This window comes from Spiroplasma endosymbiont of Nomada ruficornis, assembly GCF_964030795.1.
Lineage (GTDB): Bacteria > Bacillota_I > Bacilli_A > Mycoplasmatales > VBWQ01 > Spiroplasma_E > Spiroplasma_E ixodetis_A.
Window position 1 is genome coordinate 759,186 of record NZ_OZ034962.1, and the last position, 15,241, is coordinate 774,426.

Here is a 15,241-nt window from a genome sequence, read left to right on the forward strand (position 1 = left end):
AAAATTGAGCGGGACCGGTTCAATTAAAATATTAATTTGCTAAACGCAAATTAAATAAATATTGAATCGAATGCCTCAATGTTTTTTAAAATTTCACAATTTATTTTTGAGCCCAGAATTGCTGGAATGAATAAAACAAATAGTAGTATTATTAATAATCTAAGAATAAAAATATATGTTCTTTATGCTAGAAGCAACAGAACATATTAGGAAAGGATTATTATGCAAATAGAATTTAAAAAAGAACAAATTGTTAAAGATAAACCACCATCTATTCTTATTGATTATGTTGAATATAAATTATCTCTTCCAAAATGAATGATTAAAAATAATTCTTTTATTGTTGATAACAGTTGCACATATTGAGTTTTTAATTTAGAAAATATTAAAAAAGAATTAAGTGGTAATGAATTAATAAAGTTATTAGAACCATATATTAAAGACCAAAAAATAACTGTTAATAAACCAACTGCTCCAAAATAATATTATCTTAATGATATAAAACTTGAACAATTAACATTTTATGAACAGCATAATAGTTGATTTATGGGTGAAATAACAGATAACAAAACTAAAATTACTAATCCTTGTTTTAAATATAACATTACGTGAGAAGAAAACAGAAAAGGTTTTAAAATAAATAATCCATATAAACATGATGATTTACCAATTAATTATATAGTTACTTCTTATAAGGAAATTTCAACTCATAATGAAAAAGTATTTTTGTTGAACATGTAAACAAAATAAATTAGATTATTTATTCTTTAATACTAATGATATAAAAACAAGAAAATATTTTTTAAGAGATAAAAATAGTAAAGCAATTTGTTATGACTGTATTTTAAATATTAGGTTAAGTAGGAGGTATAAATATGAATAAAGAAAAAATACTTGAATATCTTAAAGATGAATGAGAATGAAATAAAGAAATGAGAGACGATGAAAAAGTAACTAAACTTTGAAAAAGTTGTTTTAATGGAAGATTAAATCTTATATCTCAATTAAATCAAAAAATTAAAAATGGTGAATTTGATTAATAATGCAATATGACTTAATTATTGGGATTGACCCCGCTGGTATTGGTAATAATGGAATTGTTATATATTCAAATGAAACAAATAGGATTATTTATACAGAAACATTCAACACAACACATGTTTTTGAAAGTAAAAATCGTTATAAAAGAATATTATCAATAATCAAAGAACAATTTTTTGAAAACAAAATATTAGTTATTGTAGAAAATTTCTTTTTAAGTTCAAAACAATTATTAACTAATCCATTAGCAACTCCTAAAATTATTGGTTCATTAATGGTATTAGTACAAGATGTTTTCAACTGAGATTATCTAGAAAACCAACCAAAAAATAAAAATAAAATAACAAATTATAAAGGAAATATAAAATTAACAAAACATGAACAAGATGCATATAAACACATTCAATACTATTTAAGTAATTATAAAAATGAAAGATAAAGCCAATTATGTCAAATTAACAGTAAAACTAAGTAACACTATTGAAGCAAAATATTACGAAAAAGGTAATAAAGAATTATATTATAGTGTTCGTGGTCAATGAAATGGTTTAAACTATGTTACTTTAATTTTTAATAATCCAAAATTTTATAACCGATGTATTTTATTAAACAAAAACGATGAAATTATTGTCACTGGTCAAATTTTTAATACTTTAAACATTCCTAAAATCGTGTATTTTGTTCAATTAATGTTAAATGATTTAAAAAATGAAAAGAGTAAAAAATGATATGATGAGAAATTTTATTAATAGCACCAATATTAATAACAAGTATAACACTAATAATATTTTTAATATTTATTATTAAAGAATTAAAAAATGAATATAAAGTATTAAAAATATTAAGTGAAATTGCTAATCAAATTGAAAATAAGGAGAATAAATAATGAAATGTTTTCTTTGCATGCATGGAGAAATATATTCTCCAAAAACCTTGTATAAAATAAAAAAATTGAAAAAAATAATTTACCAAGATAGAGATATTGATAGTGAAGATTTTAAGAAAAGATATGAATATCTTTTAAAAAAATTAGGTGATGGTGATAATCAAATTATTTGAATAAATTTCTTAATAAAGCAAGAAAGAAATAATAGAAAGGAGAATAAATAATGAATAAAGAAGTATGTTGTGAAGATTGTTGTGTATGTGATAAAAAACATGATTTATTTACTTGCGAAAAAAACTGCTGAGAAATGTATGTGAACATTGTTATCAAGGTGATAAAGAACATAGAAATAAAGTTGATGAAATTAATAAATCAAGACATAAAAATTGTATTAATAAAGAAAGATTTATGCAATATCTTAAAAACACATATCGCTTAAACGGATATTATGAAGAAGTTTATAAACCAATTAAAACCAGAATTAAAGACCGGTGATTTGATAATGACTAATTATTTACTTTCAATTGACCCAAGTATTAAAAATACTGGATTTACTTTATGAAAAAAAGTTTATTTACATGATAAATATGATTTTTGAAATTGAAAACCAATATTTGTTAAAAGTTATAATTTAAAAGAATATGATGGACAAAGAAAATTTTATTGAGATATAAAAGTTAATGATAATGAATTGGATTTAATTATTGAACGTGGTACTTTTAATTCAAAAAATGGTATTGGTTATGAAACTCAAGAACATTTACGTGGTTTTATTGCAGGACAATTTAATAAATGATTAACAAAAGATATGTTAATAAGTCCAAGTGAATGAAAGAAATGATATGAACGTTATGACCCACCTATTTTTTGATTAAGACCTTGAGATAAAGAACTAAGTATATATGTTGCTGAAGAAATTATTAAAGAAATAATTGAAATATAAAAATATCAAATCATGATGAAGCAGATAGTTTATTAATTGGTTGATATTATTTAAATAAGGAGAATAAATAATGAATAAAGAAAAATTACTTAAATATATGAAAGATATAATTAAATGAACTAAAAAAATTAATTATACAAACTCTGATTTGGACAAAAATATTTTAAATTTATTAATTGAAAAAATAGAAAAAGGTGAATTTGATAATGACTAAATTAACAGATTTATTTGGTCAAGATAAAATAGAAATATTTTCACCAAATCCCAAAGATTTAACAGATAGTAATGATATAAAAGCAATTATTTTATGAAAATATCCTAATGTTATTGCTGAATATTTAGTTGTTTCTCAACCACATGCAAATACTGCTATTTTAGTTGGTGATAACGTTCACTATACAGGTTGAGTTGAAGTGTTTATTAAACCAAAAAATGAAGGAGTAAATGAAAATGCCAAATGACACGAATGTACAATCAAATAACTATACTTTATTAAAAATAATAAGAATTGGAATAAGTCCATTATCAGCAATGATTGGTACAAGTGCTTATTATGGTCAAATTATTGGTAATCCAGTATTAGGAAGTATTAATGCTTTATTATTTAGTAAAAAGTTAGGAATTGATATATGAAACTTAAATCAAATGCCAAGTACTAAAAAGAAAATATTAAATTCAAGTAAAAAAAATATTATTAGGTTTAGGAACTATTGGTTTAATTAATTATGCAAAATTTACAAAAATCAATCCTAATCCTGAACCACCACCTTGATTAACAACTACTACCACAGAAACACCACCATGACCATTATTATTAACTAATGATAATAAACAACAAATGGATTGAGATACATATATTAGTTTAAGTACTTATGGTATATCAAATCTAATTGGTGGGTTAAGTGAACTAATACCTAATAGATTTGAAGTAATAAGAAAAATATGTAATATGGCAACTAGTGGATGTCTAATTTCAAGTGGTGTAGCTATGGGTATAAATAATGATTTTAATAATGCTTATGCAGTACCAACAATAGTTGCTGGTGCAAGTGAAATTATACATAATTTATTACCTATGGAAACTACAAATTATAATCAAGAAATGCAAGAAACATCATTTACAAATGAAACAAGAAGATTAATTAATAGTGATGCTATTAGTAATAATAGTGGAAGTAGTGATGTTTTATATGAAAGACCAACTACATATGATAGTTTATAAAGGAGATGATAACTAATGAATAAAGAAAAATTGATTGAATATTATAACAATGAAATTCAGACATATAAAGAAAGAATGGAACAATTAAATAAAGAAATATCTTTATTGGTAACTATTATAAGTAATTCAAAATCAATGATTGAAAGAATTAATAATGGTCAATTTGACGAATAATTAAAAATAAATAATTGAAAGGAAATAATTGAAAATGAAAGAATTTTTACATGAATTAATTATTATTGGAACAAGTGTAGGAACATTAATTTGTAGAGAATTAATTGTTTGATTGAAAAGATTTATTACAACTCCAAAACATATTAGAAGAAATAATAAAGTGATGAAACATCAAAAAAAATTAGCAAAACTTAATGAAAAAATTAATGGAAAAGAAAATAAATAATAAAGGTGTGATTTAAATGTTAGAAAATGAAACTAATGTTGAACAAAATACTGAACCTTTAATTGAAAATAATAATTTACAACAAGAGCAAGAAATTAAGATTGTTGAATTAGAAAATAAGTTAAATAAACTTAATCAAGAAATTAAAGAAAAAGAAATAATTAATATATTTAAAAAATATCAAGTTAAAAAAGAATTTTATGAATTTTTAAAATTTAAAACAAGTAATATAGAAAATTCAAAAATTGAAGAAACTATTAAAAAAATGATTAAAGAACAACCACTATTTAAAGAACCAATTAATACAGGTGGTAAACAAGAAACAATATTAACAAATCAAGAAACTTCAATAAAAAGTAGTTTATTAGATTATAAAAAGAAAAATAATTTATAAAAGAAAGGAAAATTTAAAATGCCAAATCCAGTGCCATTTAAACAAAATTTAGATAATACTACAAAATTAGTAGAAACACCTGAATTTATAGAATTTTATAAACAATCAAATAGTCCATGAGCAAGTTTTTTTCCAATTGAAATGGTTAATTCTACAAAAATTGAATTTATAGTTAAAAAACCAAAAGACCCAACATTCAAAATACTTCATTGAAATGATAAAAGTAAAGGATTAGAAGTTGGTTATGTTGATACTGATAAAATTATTAAAGAAATTACAAAAGAAGCTAGTACAGGAGAAATGATTGGTGAAGTTGATTTATTTGCAGATAATGGGCAAAATTTACTAGAAAGTATGCAATATGAAGTTGCTAATGATTTAGCAGATTATTTAGCAAATAATGATACAAATACAATTGCTAAATCTGCCAAAAAAGTAATCATTACTGATACAACACCAGTAGGATATTTAAAATCAATGTTATCAGCATGAAATACTTTATTTCAATTAAGAAATAGTAATAATTGTAAATTTTTTATAACAAATAGTCTTTATGATACTTTAGTTTATTTAGCAGATAATAAAGGTTTAATTACTGATAATCAACTAGCACAACAATTAAGATTAAATGGAACAAATTTATATATTAAAGGTGTATTATGTCAAATTGTTATGGATGATTATATGACATTTAAAAATACTGAAAATAAAAATCAAATTATGAATTTTGTTTTAGCAACACCAAAAGCAATGAAAAGATATATGTTACAACAAACTAGTATATATGTTGAAGATATTAAAGATGGTAAAGTTCCAAAAAGATATTTAGTTGGTGGACAAGTAACAGGAGAATCTATTCCTTATATGTCAAACTCAGAAACAGAATCAAGATGAATGTTATGTGGTATTGTTAATAAAAAATATTTAAGTGAAGAAATTACAACATTAACAACTAATATTACTGCTGATACTACTAAAAAGAATAAATTATTAGATACAACAATTAAAAATACAACTGAACTAAATAATTTAAATCCAAATTTAACAACTCCAATTATTAATTATTTTAGTGATGCCCAAGGTCAAGTTGATGTAAGTAATCAAAACCAAAAAGCAGGAGATTTATATGTAGTAATCACTACTAATGACACTGATAAAAATTATCAAGGTTCAACAAATCCTATAAAAATAACTCTTAAATAAGGATAATTATTATGCCAATTGGTACAACTAGTACAGCAATACTTTTAAACATAAATAAACCAAAACATACTAGAACAAGTCAACAACAAGAAAATAAAAGTTGATGATGAGAAATTTTAGAAATGATTGGTGTACAAGTAATAGCAGTAGCACTTGCTCCTTTTACTGGTGGATTAAGTGAAAGTTTAGCACTTGGTTTAGGTGCAAGTGATTTACTTGCTAGTATTAGTGCTGTTGGTGTAGAGTTTTTAACTGATTTTACTATTAATCAAGTTTATGATTATTTAAAAGGAAATGTTACACCATTAAATACTTTTTTTAATATATTACCTGCATTTGCTGGACTTAATAGAATTAGTCGTGGTTATCGTACAACTAAATTTATTAGTTTAGCAGAAAAAACTAAAACATTAGAACAAATTGGCATTAAAAAAGCAAAAAATTTACAAGAAATCATTAGTCAAGTAAGTGGAAAAGAAATTTTAACAGATAAAATTATTGGAAATAAACGTTATTTATTTAATTATAACCATGCTCCAAATCGCGAAACAATAATACAAAATTTAGGTTTTGTTGCTGAAAGACAATATAAAAATAATTTTGCAAAATTAGAAGTACAAGAATTAAAAAATTATTTATTATTACAAAATGAATTAATAAAGTTAAGTCCACAGTTAACTCCTAAATTTAAAATTAAAGATATTGATAAAGCAAACAATTTTTTACAAAAATATAATACTGATTTAAAAGAAGTATTAAAAATGAACCAACATGACTGATTAAATTTAGTTCATACAATACATGCAGAAAATAGATATGGAAAATCTTTAATTTTAGATTTACAAAAAATTCGTGCTAATGCAATTAAATTTAATTTTAAAAATAGTTCAATTCATAAATTAGTATTAAAAGCAAATCAAACTTTTAAATATTTTGATATTAAATTTTATTTTAAAAAAGGTTTAAATAAATTTTGAAAAGATACTTCATATTTTGAAAAAATAAGAATAAATATTTATAAATTACAAGAGAAATTCGAAAAATTAGAAAAACAAGCATTTGAAAAAATTAATAAATTAAAAGAAAAAACAATTGATGTATTTACAAGTGCTGAAAAGAAAGCAATTAAACATGCACAATTAATTCCATTAAATTCACCAGTATTTATGGCTTGTAAAATTCAACCTTTATCATTAGATAAATGTGGAATTACTATTTATCATCGTAATCCTAAATATAAACCAATTGTAGTTATTGATAGTATTATCAAAGCAGAAACTTTTGTTATTCAAATACATCCATTTCATTGATATAGATGATATAGCGGTTGATATATTGGATATGGAGTTAGTCAAAATAAATGATTAAAAAGTATTGCTTTTGCTCTACCAGTTGTACAACAAATGATTAAAGATAGTTTTAAAATTTATAGGCAAATATTAAGGACAATTAGAACTTATCATAAAGTAGTTAATGTTATTAATAATCCTATTGATAATGTCAATAAATCATTTAAAAGGGTGGGTTTAAAATTATCAGTTAATACTGTATTTGGTACTGGATTGTTAAGACATTTAGAAAAATTTGCATATAATCAAGTTGTAAAAAAAGGAAATAAAAAATTACAAAAAGAAATTATACATATATCACATAGAAAAACTAAATCAAAAACCAAACGTTATAAAAAAGCATTTTTTAAGGAATGATAAAATATGATTAATAAACTTTGAACTGGTGTCAGTTTAGAAAATTATAATAACTGATATCCATTAACTGGAACAATTACAGAAACACCACGACAATATATAAATACATGACCAAATGTTGATGATTGATTTAAAACATTTGCTATTCGTGCTCAAAATGATATTAATGCTTATCTTGATTTTATTTTATCTAAATTTCCTTTTGATAGTTTTAAAGATGAATTAATTAAAGAAACTTTAAGAGATATGGTTTATGTTATGGTTGAACATTGAGTATTTAATCGTACACCAATTGAATTTAATGTTGATGCTACTATTCAATTTAATAATGGTAATCAATTTAGTGCAAGTAGTACTCCTACGATTAATATTTGAGATTTAGCACCTAGTAGAATGAAAATATGAGCAAGATTAACAGAATTAAAACAAATATTTTCAAATTATAATAATGATGAAATAGATGTTGAAAAAATTGACTTAAAAGCATTTTATACTAGAAACCAAGTTAATGAATTAATTCAAGAACAAAAAGAATTTACATTATCAAAGCAAATAAAATTATATGATGATACCATTAATGGTAATAAAAATGAAACATATAGGGGACCAGTTACAAATTTAATAAATAAAGGTTATGTTGCAACAGAATATGACTCAAAAACTGAAACTATGATTTTAGATTGACCTAATGAAATTGGAACATTACCACCTGATGTTTTACAAAACAATCCACAAATTGGTGATTATACACATGCACCAACTTGTGATTTTTCTGCTAAACAACAAAAACGAATTACTAAAAATGAAAATGAAATTACCAAATTAAATAGTGAATTAATTAAAACAAACGAAAATATTAATGATGTTAAAAATAATTGATTTAATATTGAAACTAGTCCCTTATGAAAAAAAGTTGAAAATAATAATATAGAAATATTTAAATGATATTTTATTAAAATCAGTTATCAATATTCAACAGAAAATAACTTTATGAAATTTTATAAAGTAATTAAAATTTATTTAAATAATGTTTTTAACGAATTTGAATTGTTAAATGTTGATTCCATGACTTATGGAGAACAAATACAAAATAAAAATATTTTAAATATTGGAACTATTTACTATAACAATAAAAAGAAACAATTTAGTGGTGGTGGTAATTCTTATCCTGAACTTGGAAAAATTAATTTAATTGGTGATATAGAAGAAATATATCAATATCAAGGAATAGATACACCAACTGAATTTATAGCAGAAGAAAATACTGAACATGATTATTATACAAAACTAGAAACAAATCAATTATTAGATAAAAAACAAGATAAGTTAATTGCTGGTGAAAATATTAAAATTGATGAAAATAATAAAATTAGTGCTACTTGCGGGAAAACTGATTTAACTGATTATTATAAAAAAGAAGAAGTAGATAAAAAATTAGACAATAAAATGGATAAAGACCAATTCAAATATGCTTTTTCTATAAATACTATTGGTACTGAAATTCCTAATTTAGAAACTACTGATAAAACTGTTGCTGGTGCTATTAATGAAATTATCAAAAAACAACCACAACCAATTCCTCCAAGTAGTTCAATTTGAAAAGAAGTAGGAATAAGAGAAAAAAATAAATGAGATAATTGACAAATTACTTATGATTTTATAGTTAATAAAAGATATAAAGTTTATTATTCTTGAAATATATATAATAATGTTTTTGCAATTAAAGAATTTATTATAACTAATACAAAAATAGCAGGTGTACCAATAGAAGTTTTTAACAATAATACTAATGTCTTAGTTTTATCAGTACAACACTCAAAATTTATTACTATTTATTCTTTAAAAGGTAGCGATAAAGGTAATACATGAAAAGTAGAAGAATTACAGGAATAAAATTATGATTTGAAAAATTATAAAAATTATTTTAAGTTTAATTGGAGTTTTATTATCTTCTGCTGTTGCTGGTTTAATTATATTTATTATAGTAAAAATTGTCTTAAAAATTAATCAAATATTTTAGAAAGGAGAAAAAAATGAAACCTTTTTGACCAAGAAAAGATAAAACAAATATTAATAATAATGAAGAAAAATCTAAATTAATTTTTTTAGAAAATAAAAGTACACACACTTCTATTTTAAGTTATTTTGGTTTTAATGATTTTAATCATGAGACTTATTTTACTGATTTTGTTGCTGAAAATAATGCTAATTTATATAATGCTCCATTGGATATTAATAATGAAACTATTAAACAATATTTAATTAAACAAGAATTTTATAGAAAGAATTGAAATTCTATTTTTAAATTAAGCAAATTAGGAATTAGTGGTTATTTAATTTATATTGCTAATGATGATTTATATTTTCAAGTAGTAGATATACAGCAAAGAATTTATGATATTACTGGTAAATTAATTCAATGTACTATTTTTTATGATAGTTATCAACAAAATGCACAAACAGTAAGATTATTTGAAGTTTATAAATTAAATAATGAACAAGTAACTATTAATCGTGCAATTTATAGTATTAGTGATAATAAAAAACAATTTCCTTTACCTTTTAAAGAATATAGTAATAATCCTAATTTAGAACAAGAACAAACATTAAATATTAATTATATTCCAATAGCAATTATGAGAAATAAAGCAAATGAGTTAGCAGATTGTAATAAAGTAATGGATAAAATTAAAGCATTAGATGTTATTTATGAACAAATTGTTTTAGATACTATTTTAAATTCACCAAAGTTTATTTTTGACCAAACTTATGGTAATGCTAAATCTACAATGGATGAAGCCGTAAGAACATTAGTTACTAACAACTATATTTGAAAAACTACTGGTGATAATAATGAAAAAAGTGAAAATATTAATATGACAAGTAGTAATTTTAAAGGTAAAAATTTAACTGATATATATGATTGAAATATTAATGAAATATTTAAACGTTGTGGTATTCATATACCAAGTCAAAAGAAATCAGCACAACAATCGGTTCCCGAAAGTACAGCGGTAAATATTTCAACTATTAATTATATTGAACAAAAATTATGACAATTTAATATTGATATTCTTAAATTTATTCAAATATTAGTACGTTTAGATAAAGATTTATTAAATAGTAAAACATTTAATATTAATGATGAACAAGAAATTAATAACTTAACAGTTAAATTAAAATTATTTAATCCAGAAAATAACCAATTAATAGGAGAAAACAATGGAAAACAACAACAAACCACAAACGAAGTTTCCACAGAAACAAACTAAACTTAATCAAGCAGAAATAGAAAATGATTATTTAATTGATAATATTCCTTATGATTTTACTAATATGATGAGTGCTACTAGTGACCCTGATATTAATAGAGCATACGATGAATTTAAAAAAAGAAAAATTTATATTTATGAAATTGAACGTTTATTTAAAAATAATGAAAATAATAGTTTAAGATTTTCAGCAAATAATATTAAAATAGGTTTTATTGATATTGATAAAGTATTAAAAACTACTGCTGTTGAAACATCTGATTTTACTATGCAATTAAATCAAAGAGCAAGTACTAATATTAATGACAATACAATTGAATATAGTATGACTGATATTAAAAATTTAATATTTCAAGAAATAAATTTATTAAATCAATTTAAGTTATATGCAGTTAGTATAAATGAACCATTAACTGAAAATAATATTGATAATTTATATATTATTAATAATTATTCAGAACCTTATCAAAATCCAAAAACTAGAAGTACTAAAAGTATTACTATTATTAAAATTAAAGACTTTAAAACAAGAGATGGTTATCCAATTATTATTAAATTACAAAAACCACTAGATAAAGACACCAAAGTTATTGGTTTAAAAATTAAAGCACCTAGAAGCATGATTTTTGGCAATATAAAGGTACTTGGTGAAGTCGACAATATGGAGGTATACCCAAAGTTATTTGTCAAAGATAAGATAGCATTTCCGCTATTATCAATGCCTATTGAAACTCAACCAAAAGTTAGAATATTACAACAATGATTTAGTGAACAAATATTACCTTGAAATTTAGCAAAACAATTTATAGGACAAGAAAAATCAGTTTTAGATTTAATTGCTATTGGTGGTGGTAGAGAAACAAGAAAAGAAATTATTAATAATGCAAGAGTAACTAATGATAAAATTGGTTATGATGTTTCTAAAAATTCAAAAGTATGACCATTATCTGATGAACTAGAATTAAAAGATAAAAAATTAGAGTCATGATTTTTAGTAAGTGACTATAATTTATTTATTTCTACAACAAATAAATTTCATGATGTTGAACTAGAAATAAAAGATAGACCACCAATTGATAGTTTACAAAAAGTATTATTAGATATGTTAACTTATACATATACTTATAATAGAAACTTTGATGGTGCATCATTAAGTAATGTTTTAAAAGAAATGAATGATTTAGATAAAATTCGTGCTAAGTTTGAAGGACAAAAACCAAATGAAGTTATTACTAATTTATTTAAACAATGAGAATTAGATTATCCTAACTATACAAATTTACCAAAAGTTAAAATATTAAAACAAATAGTTATAATGCTATCAAAAAATATTTATTCAACCATGTCTATTAATAACGGTTTAAATGATGACTATAAATTATTATTACCTTATTATTTTGAATTAAAATCAAATCCTATACATTCTACACCTGATAAGATTTGAGAATTTAAAGATATAAAAGTAGTATTAAAATCTGCATATTTTGATTTTACAGATATCAATAACATTAAACTAAAAAACAATGACATTAGTCAAAATGAATTATTGAAATTAGATGATAATCAATTTAACTGACTATCCATAACTAATGAATTAGAAAGCAATAATATACCATCATTAATTCCGGCAGATTGAACATTAGGTAATGGTGAATATGGAAAATATTTTACAAGATTAATTATTAATAAAAATAAAACCGAAAATGCTTTAAATTTATATGGTTCAAATAAATCACAATTATTTTCTAAATTAGAATTTTATAAAGAAGTTTTACAAATTGACAATAATAGTGAATTTGAATTACAAATTGAAAATCCAATTAATAACTTAAATCGAATTGAAGTTAGCGGACTATTTGGTGCTGGTAATTATGATTTAATTTTAGTAACAAATAAACAAGAAATAAATTTAAATAATATTAATTTATTTGATAAATATAATGAAAATATTTCTTATATAAATTTAGAAATTTAATTATCAAAATATCCATCTGGATAAATACCATCTCATTTTACTGCATCATCAGTTAATTTATTTGATGCTCAGTAAAGAGTAATTTTATGTTTATTACTTACTGGTCTTGCTCAAATAGTTGCCCCCCAGTGTGCTTCATGGTCGTAATCATAAAAATATGTTAATTGATTATTTTTATTATATGAAACTATTCCTAAGATTAAACCGGTAACACCAGTTATTACAGCAAATGATAATGATATTTTTTGAAAATTTGTTTTTATTCATGTTTTCATAATAAATATCTCCTTTTTTCCTTGATTTTACTTTTAAATTGTACTATTTTTGATTATTTTTACAAGTATGCTTTTAAAAGCAAAATAACGCCTAAATTAAAGGTGTTTATTTTTTGATACCTATAATATTAATTGTATTGCGCTTATTTATTATATTGCAAATGTGAAGATACTTTTTTTTACAGTAGCATTATTTTTACCCCTAATTACATTTTTATATGGATATAATGCATAAAATAATGCATCATAAGGGTCTTGATACATATTTTTGTCAGGAATGTTAGTTTTGGTTTGGTCATAACGTAATTCTTCTAAACATTGAGTTGTTTTTGGTAAATCATCTTTATTTGCATAAAAGTTTCCATAACTCATAATATTTCTCATTCAAACTACTCTATTAGTTAATCCGGCTTCTTGATTTAAATTTGAAGCATGTTTAATAGCGGTTTGTGTTATTAAAATAGTATTGTGTTCATCAATTAATTTTTGATTTAATCAATCCATTGCTGTTCTTGCTTTATCATCATAAAAATAAATTGCTTGTTCAAAATTTTCAAAATTATCCATTAATCCTAAAATTTCATTAACATAAGCATTAATTTTTTCATTTTCATTTATAAAATCATTTGGAGTAACTACTAATTCACAAATAATATAAGCATCATAATAACCAGTATTATTATATTCTTTAAAACCAACTACCATAAATACAGTATGGTCTTTTGGTCCCGTAGCTCAATCAATACCAACACTATAAAAATCAAATTTATACATTTCTTTTTCTTGATTATAAAATTGTTTTAAATCATATGATTGTCAATATTTTACTGTTTTTTGAAATGGGAAAATTGTTGCATCGCTATCTAAAAATTCAAAACCATAATAAACAGTATTATATTCATCTGGATTACTTTTTTCCATTTCTAATAATGTTCTTTGTTGAATGTCAGGTAATTTATTTCAAAATGGTTGAATAGTAAATCTTAAAACAAATAAACCTAAACCACTAAACATATCTTTATTTTCATAATAAACTTTACCAACTTTTTTAAGATTTTTCATGACTTCATCATTTAATGGTAAAAATGGTGTACAGTATTTTAAATAAAATGGATGATATTTATCATAAGGATTACATGTAAAAGTAATGAAAAAACTTTTATAAAAATAACGAGTAATCTTTTGTCCAAAGGTACAACTATATATATTTTTATCAATAAATGTTCAACTTCACTCTTTAATAGGTTTATTTGATACTTTAATACGATTACTTCTAAACATAGAGTTTTGTAAACGTTCATATCGATATGTTAATTGTTTTTCAGTTAATGTTTCTTTTTCTTCTGCCATAATAATTTCATCTGTTCTTGAACCTAAAAAACTTGACCCACCTGCTTCTTTTCCAAAAATCTTATTACCATTAGCATAACCAATAAAGTCAATTTGTTGATTACTTGGAAAGATAATACATCCCCCATCCTTAGTAATTTTTCATTTAATGCCATGTGGATTATTAGGTAATAAATTAATATTATATGTATCTAATAAAACTTGACAAACATTCATTAAAGCACCAATTGTAGTTTCACTATGAGTATTTTCATATCTTCTTACTTCTTGAACACTACTATCTCTAAAATTACAACATATAAATAAATCAAATGCTAAACAGTTTCAAGTTTTTCTTGTTCCACGTGCTGTTGGAACAAAACGATAAAAACAATTAGTAGTAAAATATTCTGCTCATTCATCACCAACAAATTCTTTAAAAATATCTCAACTAAAACCATAATTATTATCACTAAAATTAAGATTATATTTTTTATTTAATTGTCCATAACTACTAATAAAAGCCATATTTACTCCTTATTTTTTAAAAAAAATTAAACTTAAATTATTAACAAACAAAAATTAGAAAGGAACA

General features: G+C 22.5%; 25 protein-coding genes. 23 read left to right on the forward strand and 2 right to left on the reverse strand.

What is annotated here, in order from left to right:
* Positions 1-78 precede the first annotated feature (78 nt).
* The 23 genes from AAHM79_RS04620 to AAHM79_RS04730 all read left to right on the forward strand — a co-directional run bounded on the left by AAHM79_RS04620 (position 79) and on the right by AAHM79_RS04730 (position 13,042).
* Positions 79-210, forward strand: coding sequence for a hypothetical protein (locus AAHM79_RS04620; protein WP_338958910.1), 132 nt, complete (start codon positions 79-81; stop codon positions 208-210).
* 12 nt (positions 211-222) lie between these two features.
* Positions 223-483: a hypothetical protein gene (locus AAHM79_RS04625; RefSeq protein WP_342257313.1), complete on the forward strand. Its 261-nt coding sequence runs from the start codon at positions 223-225 to the stop codon at positions 481-483.
* Between the two features lie 63 nt (positions 484-546).
* Positions 547-741, forward strand: a complete 195-nt coding sequence (locus AAHM79_RS04630; protein ID WP_342257314.1) for a hypothetical protein — start codon at positions 547-549, stop codon at positions 739-741.
* A 134-nt stretch (positions 742-875) separates the two neighbouring features.
* Positions 876-1,040: a hypothetical protein gene (locus AAHM79_RS04635; protein ID WP_338957566.1), complete on the forward strand. Its 165-nt coding sequence runs from the start codon at positions 876-878 to the stop codon at positions 1,038-1,040.
* Between the two features lie 2 nt (positions 1,041-1,042).
* Positions 1,043-1,480 (forward strand): hypothetical protein, encoded by a 438-nt coding sequence (locus tag AAHM79_RS04640; protein WP_342258228.1) that lies wholly within the window; start codon positions 1,043-1,045, stop codon positions 1,478-1,480.
* On the forward strand, positions 1,470-1,790 hold the full coding sequence (locus tag AAHM79_RS04645; protein WP_342257315.1) for a hypothetical protein: 321 nt from the start codon (positions 1,470-1,472) through the stop codon (positions 1,788-1,790). Before AAHM79_RS04640 ends, AAHM79_RS04645 begins: the two co-directional genes overlap by 11 nt.
* Positions 1,766-1,927, forward strand: coding sequence for a hypothetical protein (locus AAHM79_RS04650; RefSeq protein ID WP_338957563.1), 162 nt, complete (start codon positions 1,766-1,768; stop codon positions 1,925-1,927). The genes AAHM79_RS04645 and AAHM79_RS04650 overlap by 25 nt, the downstream gene beginning before the upstream one ends.
* Before the next feature lie 17 nt (positions 1,928-1,944).
* Complete coding sequence (locus AAHM79_RS04655; protein ID WP_342257316.1) at positions 1,945-2,151, forward strand: hypothetical protein; 207 nt, start codon at positions 1,945-1,947, stop codon at positions 2,149-2,151.
* A gap of 61 nt (positions 2,152-2,212) precedes the next feature.
* Complete coding sequence (locus AAHM79_RS04660) at positions 2,213-2,437, forward strand: hypothetical protein (RefSeq protein ID WP_342257317.1); 225 nt, start codon at positions 2,213-2,215, stop codon at positions 2,435-2,437.
* Complete coding sequence (locus AAHM79_RS04665; protein ID WP_342258229.1) at positions 2,376-2,870, forward strand: hypothetical protein; 495 nt, start codon at positions 2,376-2,378, stop codon at positions 2,868-2,870. Before AAHM79_RS04660 ends, AAHM79_RS04665 begins: the two co-directional genes overlap by 62 nt.
* Positions 2,871-2,940: 70 nt before the next feature.
* Entirely contained in the window at positions 2,941-3,084 is a 144-nt protein-coding gene (locus AAHM79_RS04670) for a hypothetical protein (protein WP_338957559.1), read from the forward strand.
* The gene (locus AAHM79_RS04675; RefSeq protein ID WP_338957557.1) at positions 3,077-3,352 is read left to right on the forward strand and encodes a hypothetical protein; all 276 of its coding nucleotides are present in this window, start codon (positions 3,077-3,079) and stop codon (positions 3,350-3,352) included. Before AAHM79_RS04670 ends, AAHM79_RS04675 begins: the two co-directional genes overlap by 8 nt.
* Entirely contained in the window at positions 3,321-3,593 is a 273-nt protein-coding gene (locus tag AAHM79_RS04680) for a hypothetical protein (protein WP_342257221.1), read from the forward strand. Before AAHM79_RS04675 ends, AAHM79_RS04680 begins: the two co-directional genes overlap by 32 nt.
* Before the next feature lie 115 nt (positions 3,594-3,708).
* The gene (locus tag AAHM79_RS04685; RefSeq protein WP_342257220.1) at positions 3,709-4,092 is read left to right on the forward strand and encodes a hypothetical protein; all 384 of its coding nucleotides are present in this window, start codon (positions 3,709-3,711) and stop codon (positions 4,090-4,092) included.
* Positions 4,093-4,107: 15 nt separating this feature from the next.
* The gene (locus tag AAHM79_RS04690) at positions 4,108-4,266 is read left to right on the forward strand and encodes a hypothetical protein (RefSeq protein WP_338957552.1); all 159 of its coding nucleotides are present in this window, start codon (positions 4,108-4,110) and stop codon (positions 4,264-4,266) included.
* Between the two features lie 34 nt (positions 4,267-4,300).
* Positions 4,301-4,492, forward strand: coding sequence for a hypothetical protein (locus tag AAHM79_RS04695; protein WP_342257320.1), 192 nt, complete (start codon positions 4,301-4,303; stop codon positions 4,490-4,492).
* 16 nt (positions 4,493-4,508) lie between these two features.
* The gene (locus AAHM79_RS04700) at positions 4,509-4,886 is read left to right on the forward strand and encodes a hypothetical protein (RefSeq protein WP_342257219.1); all 378 of its coding nucleotides are present in this window, start codon (positions 4,509-4,511) and stop codon (positions 4,884-4,886) included.
* Between the two features lie 18 nt (positions 4,887-4,904).
* Positions 4,905-6,089 carry a hypothetical protein gene (locus AAHM79_RS04705; RefSeq protein ID WP_338958609.1) on the forward strand — a complete coding sequence of 395 codons (1,185 nt, stop codon included), beginning with the start codon at positions 4,905-4,907 and terminating at the stop codon, positions 6,087-6,089.
* A gap of 11 nt (positions 6,090-6,100) precedes the next feature.
* Complete coding sequence (locus AAHM79_RS04710) at positions 6,101-7,798, forward strand: hypothetical protein (protein ID WP_342257833.1); 1,698 nt, start codon at positions 6,101-6,103, stop codon at positions 7,796-7,798.
* Between the two features lie 3 nt (positions 7,799-7,801).
* Entirely contained in the window at positions 7,802-9,688 is a 1,887-nt protein-coding gene (locus AAHM79_RS04715) for a hypothetical protein (protein ID WP_342257832.1), read from the forward strand.
* Positions 9,689-9,692: 4 nt separating this feature from the next.
* Positions 9,693-9,815, forward strand: a complete 123-nt coding sequence (locus AAHM79_RS04720) for a hypothetical protein (protein WP_338957828.1) — start codon at positions 9,693-9,695, stop codon at positions 9,813-9,815.
* Between the two features lie 13 nt (positions 9,816-9,828).
* Positions 9,829-11,067 (forward strand): hypothetical protein, encoded by a 1,239-nt coding sequence (locus AAHM79_RS04725; protein ID WP_338958617.1) that lies wholly within the window; start codon positions 9,829-9,831, stop codon positions 11,065-11,067.
* Complete coding sequence (locus AAHM79_RS04730; protein ID WP_342257831.1) at positions 11,018-13,042, forward strand: hypothetical protein; 2,025 nt, start codon at positions 11,018-11,020, stop codon at positions 13,040-13,042. Before AAHM79_RS04725 ends, AAHM79_RS04730 begins: the two co-directional genes overlap by 50 nt.
* On the opposite strand, the gene AAHM79_RS04735 is transcribed toward AAHM79_RS04730, so the two are convergent.
* Entirely contained in the window at positions 13,039-13,317 is a 279-nt protein-coding gene (locus AAHM79_RS04735) for a hypothetical protein (protein ID WP_338959597.1), read from the reverse strand. The two genes, AAHM79_RS04730 and AAHM79_RS04735, sit on opposite strands and share 4 nt — an antisense overlap.
* A gap of 150 nt (positions 13,318-13,467) precedes the next feature.
* Positions 13,468-15,174 carry a hypothetical protein gene (locus tag AAHM79_RS04740; protein WP_342257830.1) on the reverse strand — a complete coding sequence of 569 codons (1,707 nt, stop codon included), beginning with the start codon at positions 15,172-15,174 and terminating at the stop codon, positions 13,468-13,470.
* Positions 15,175-15,241: the final 67 nt, after the last annotated feature.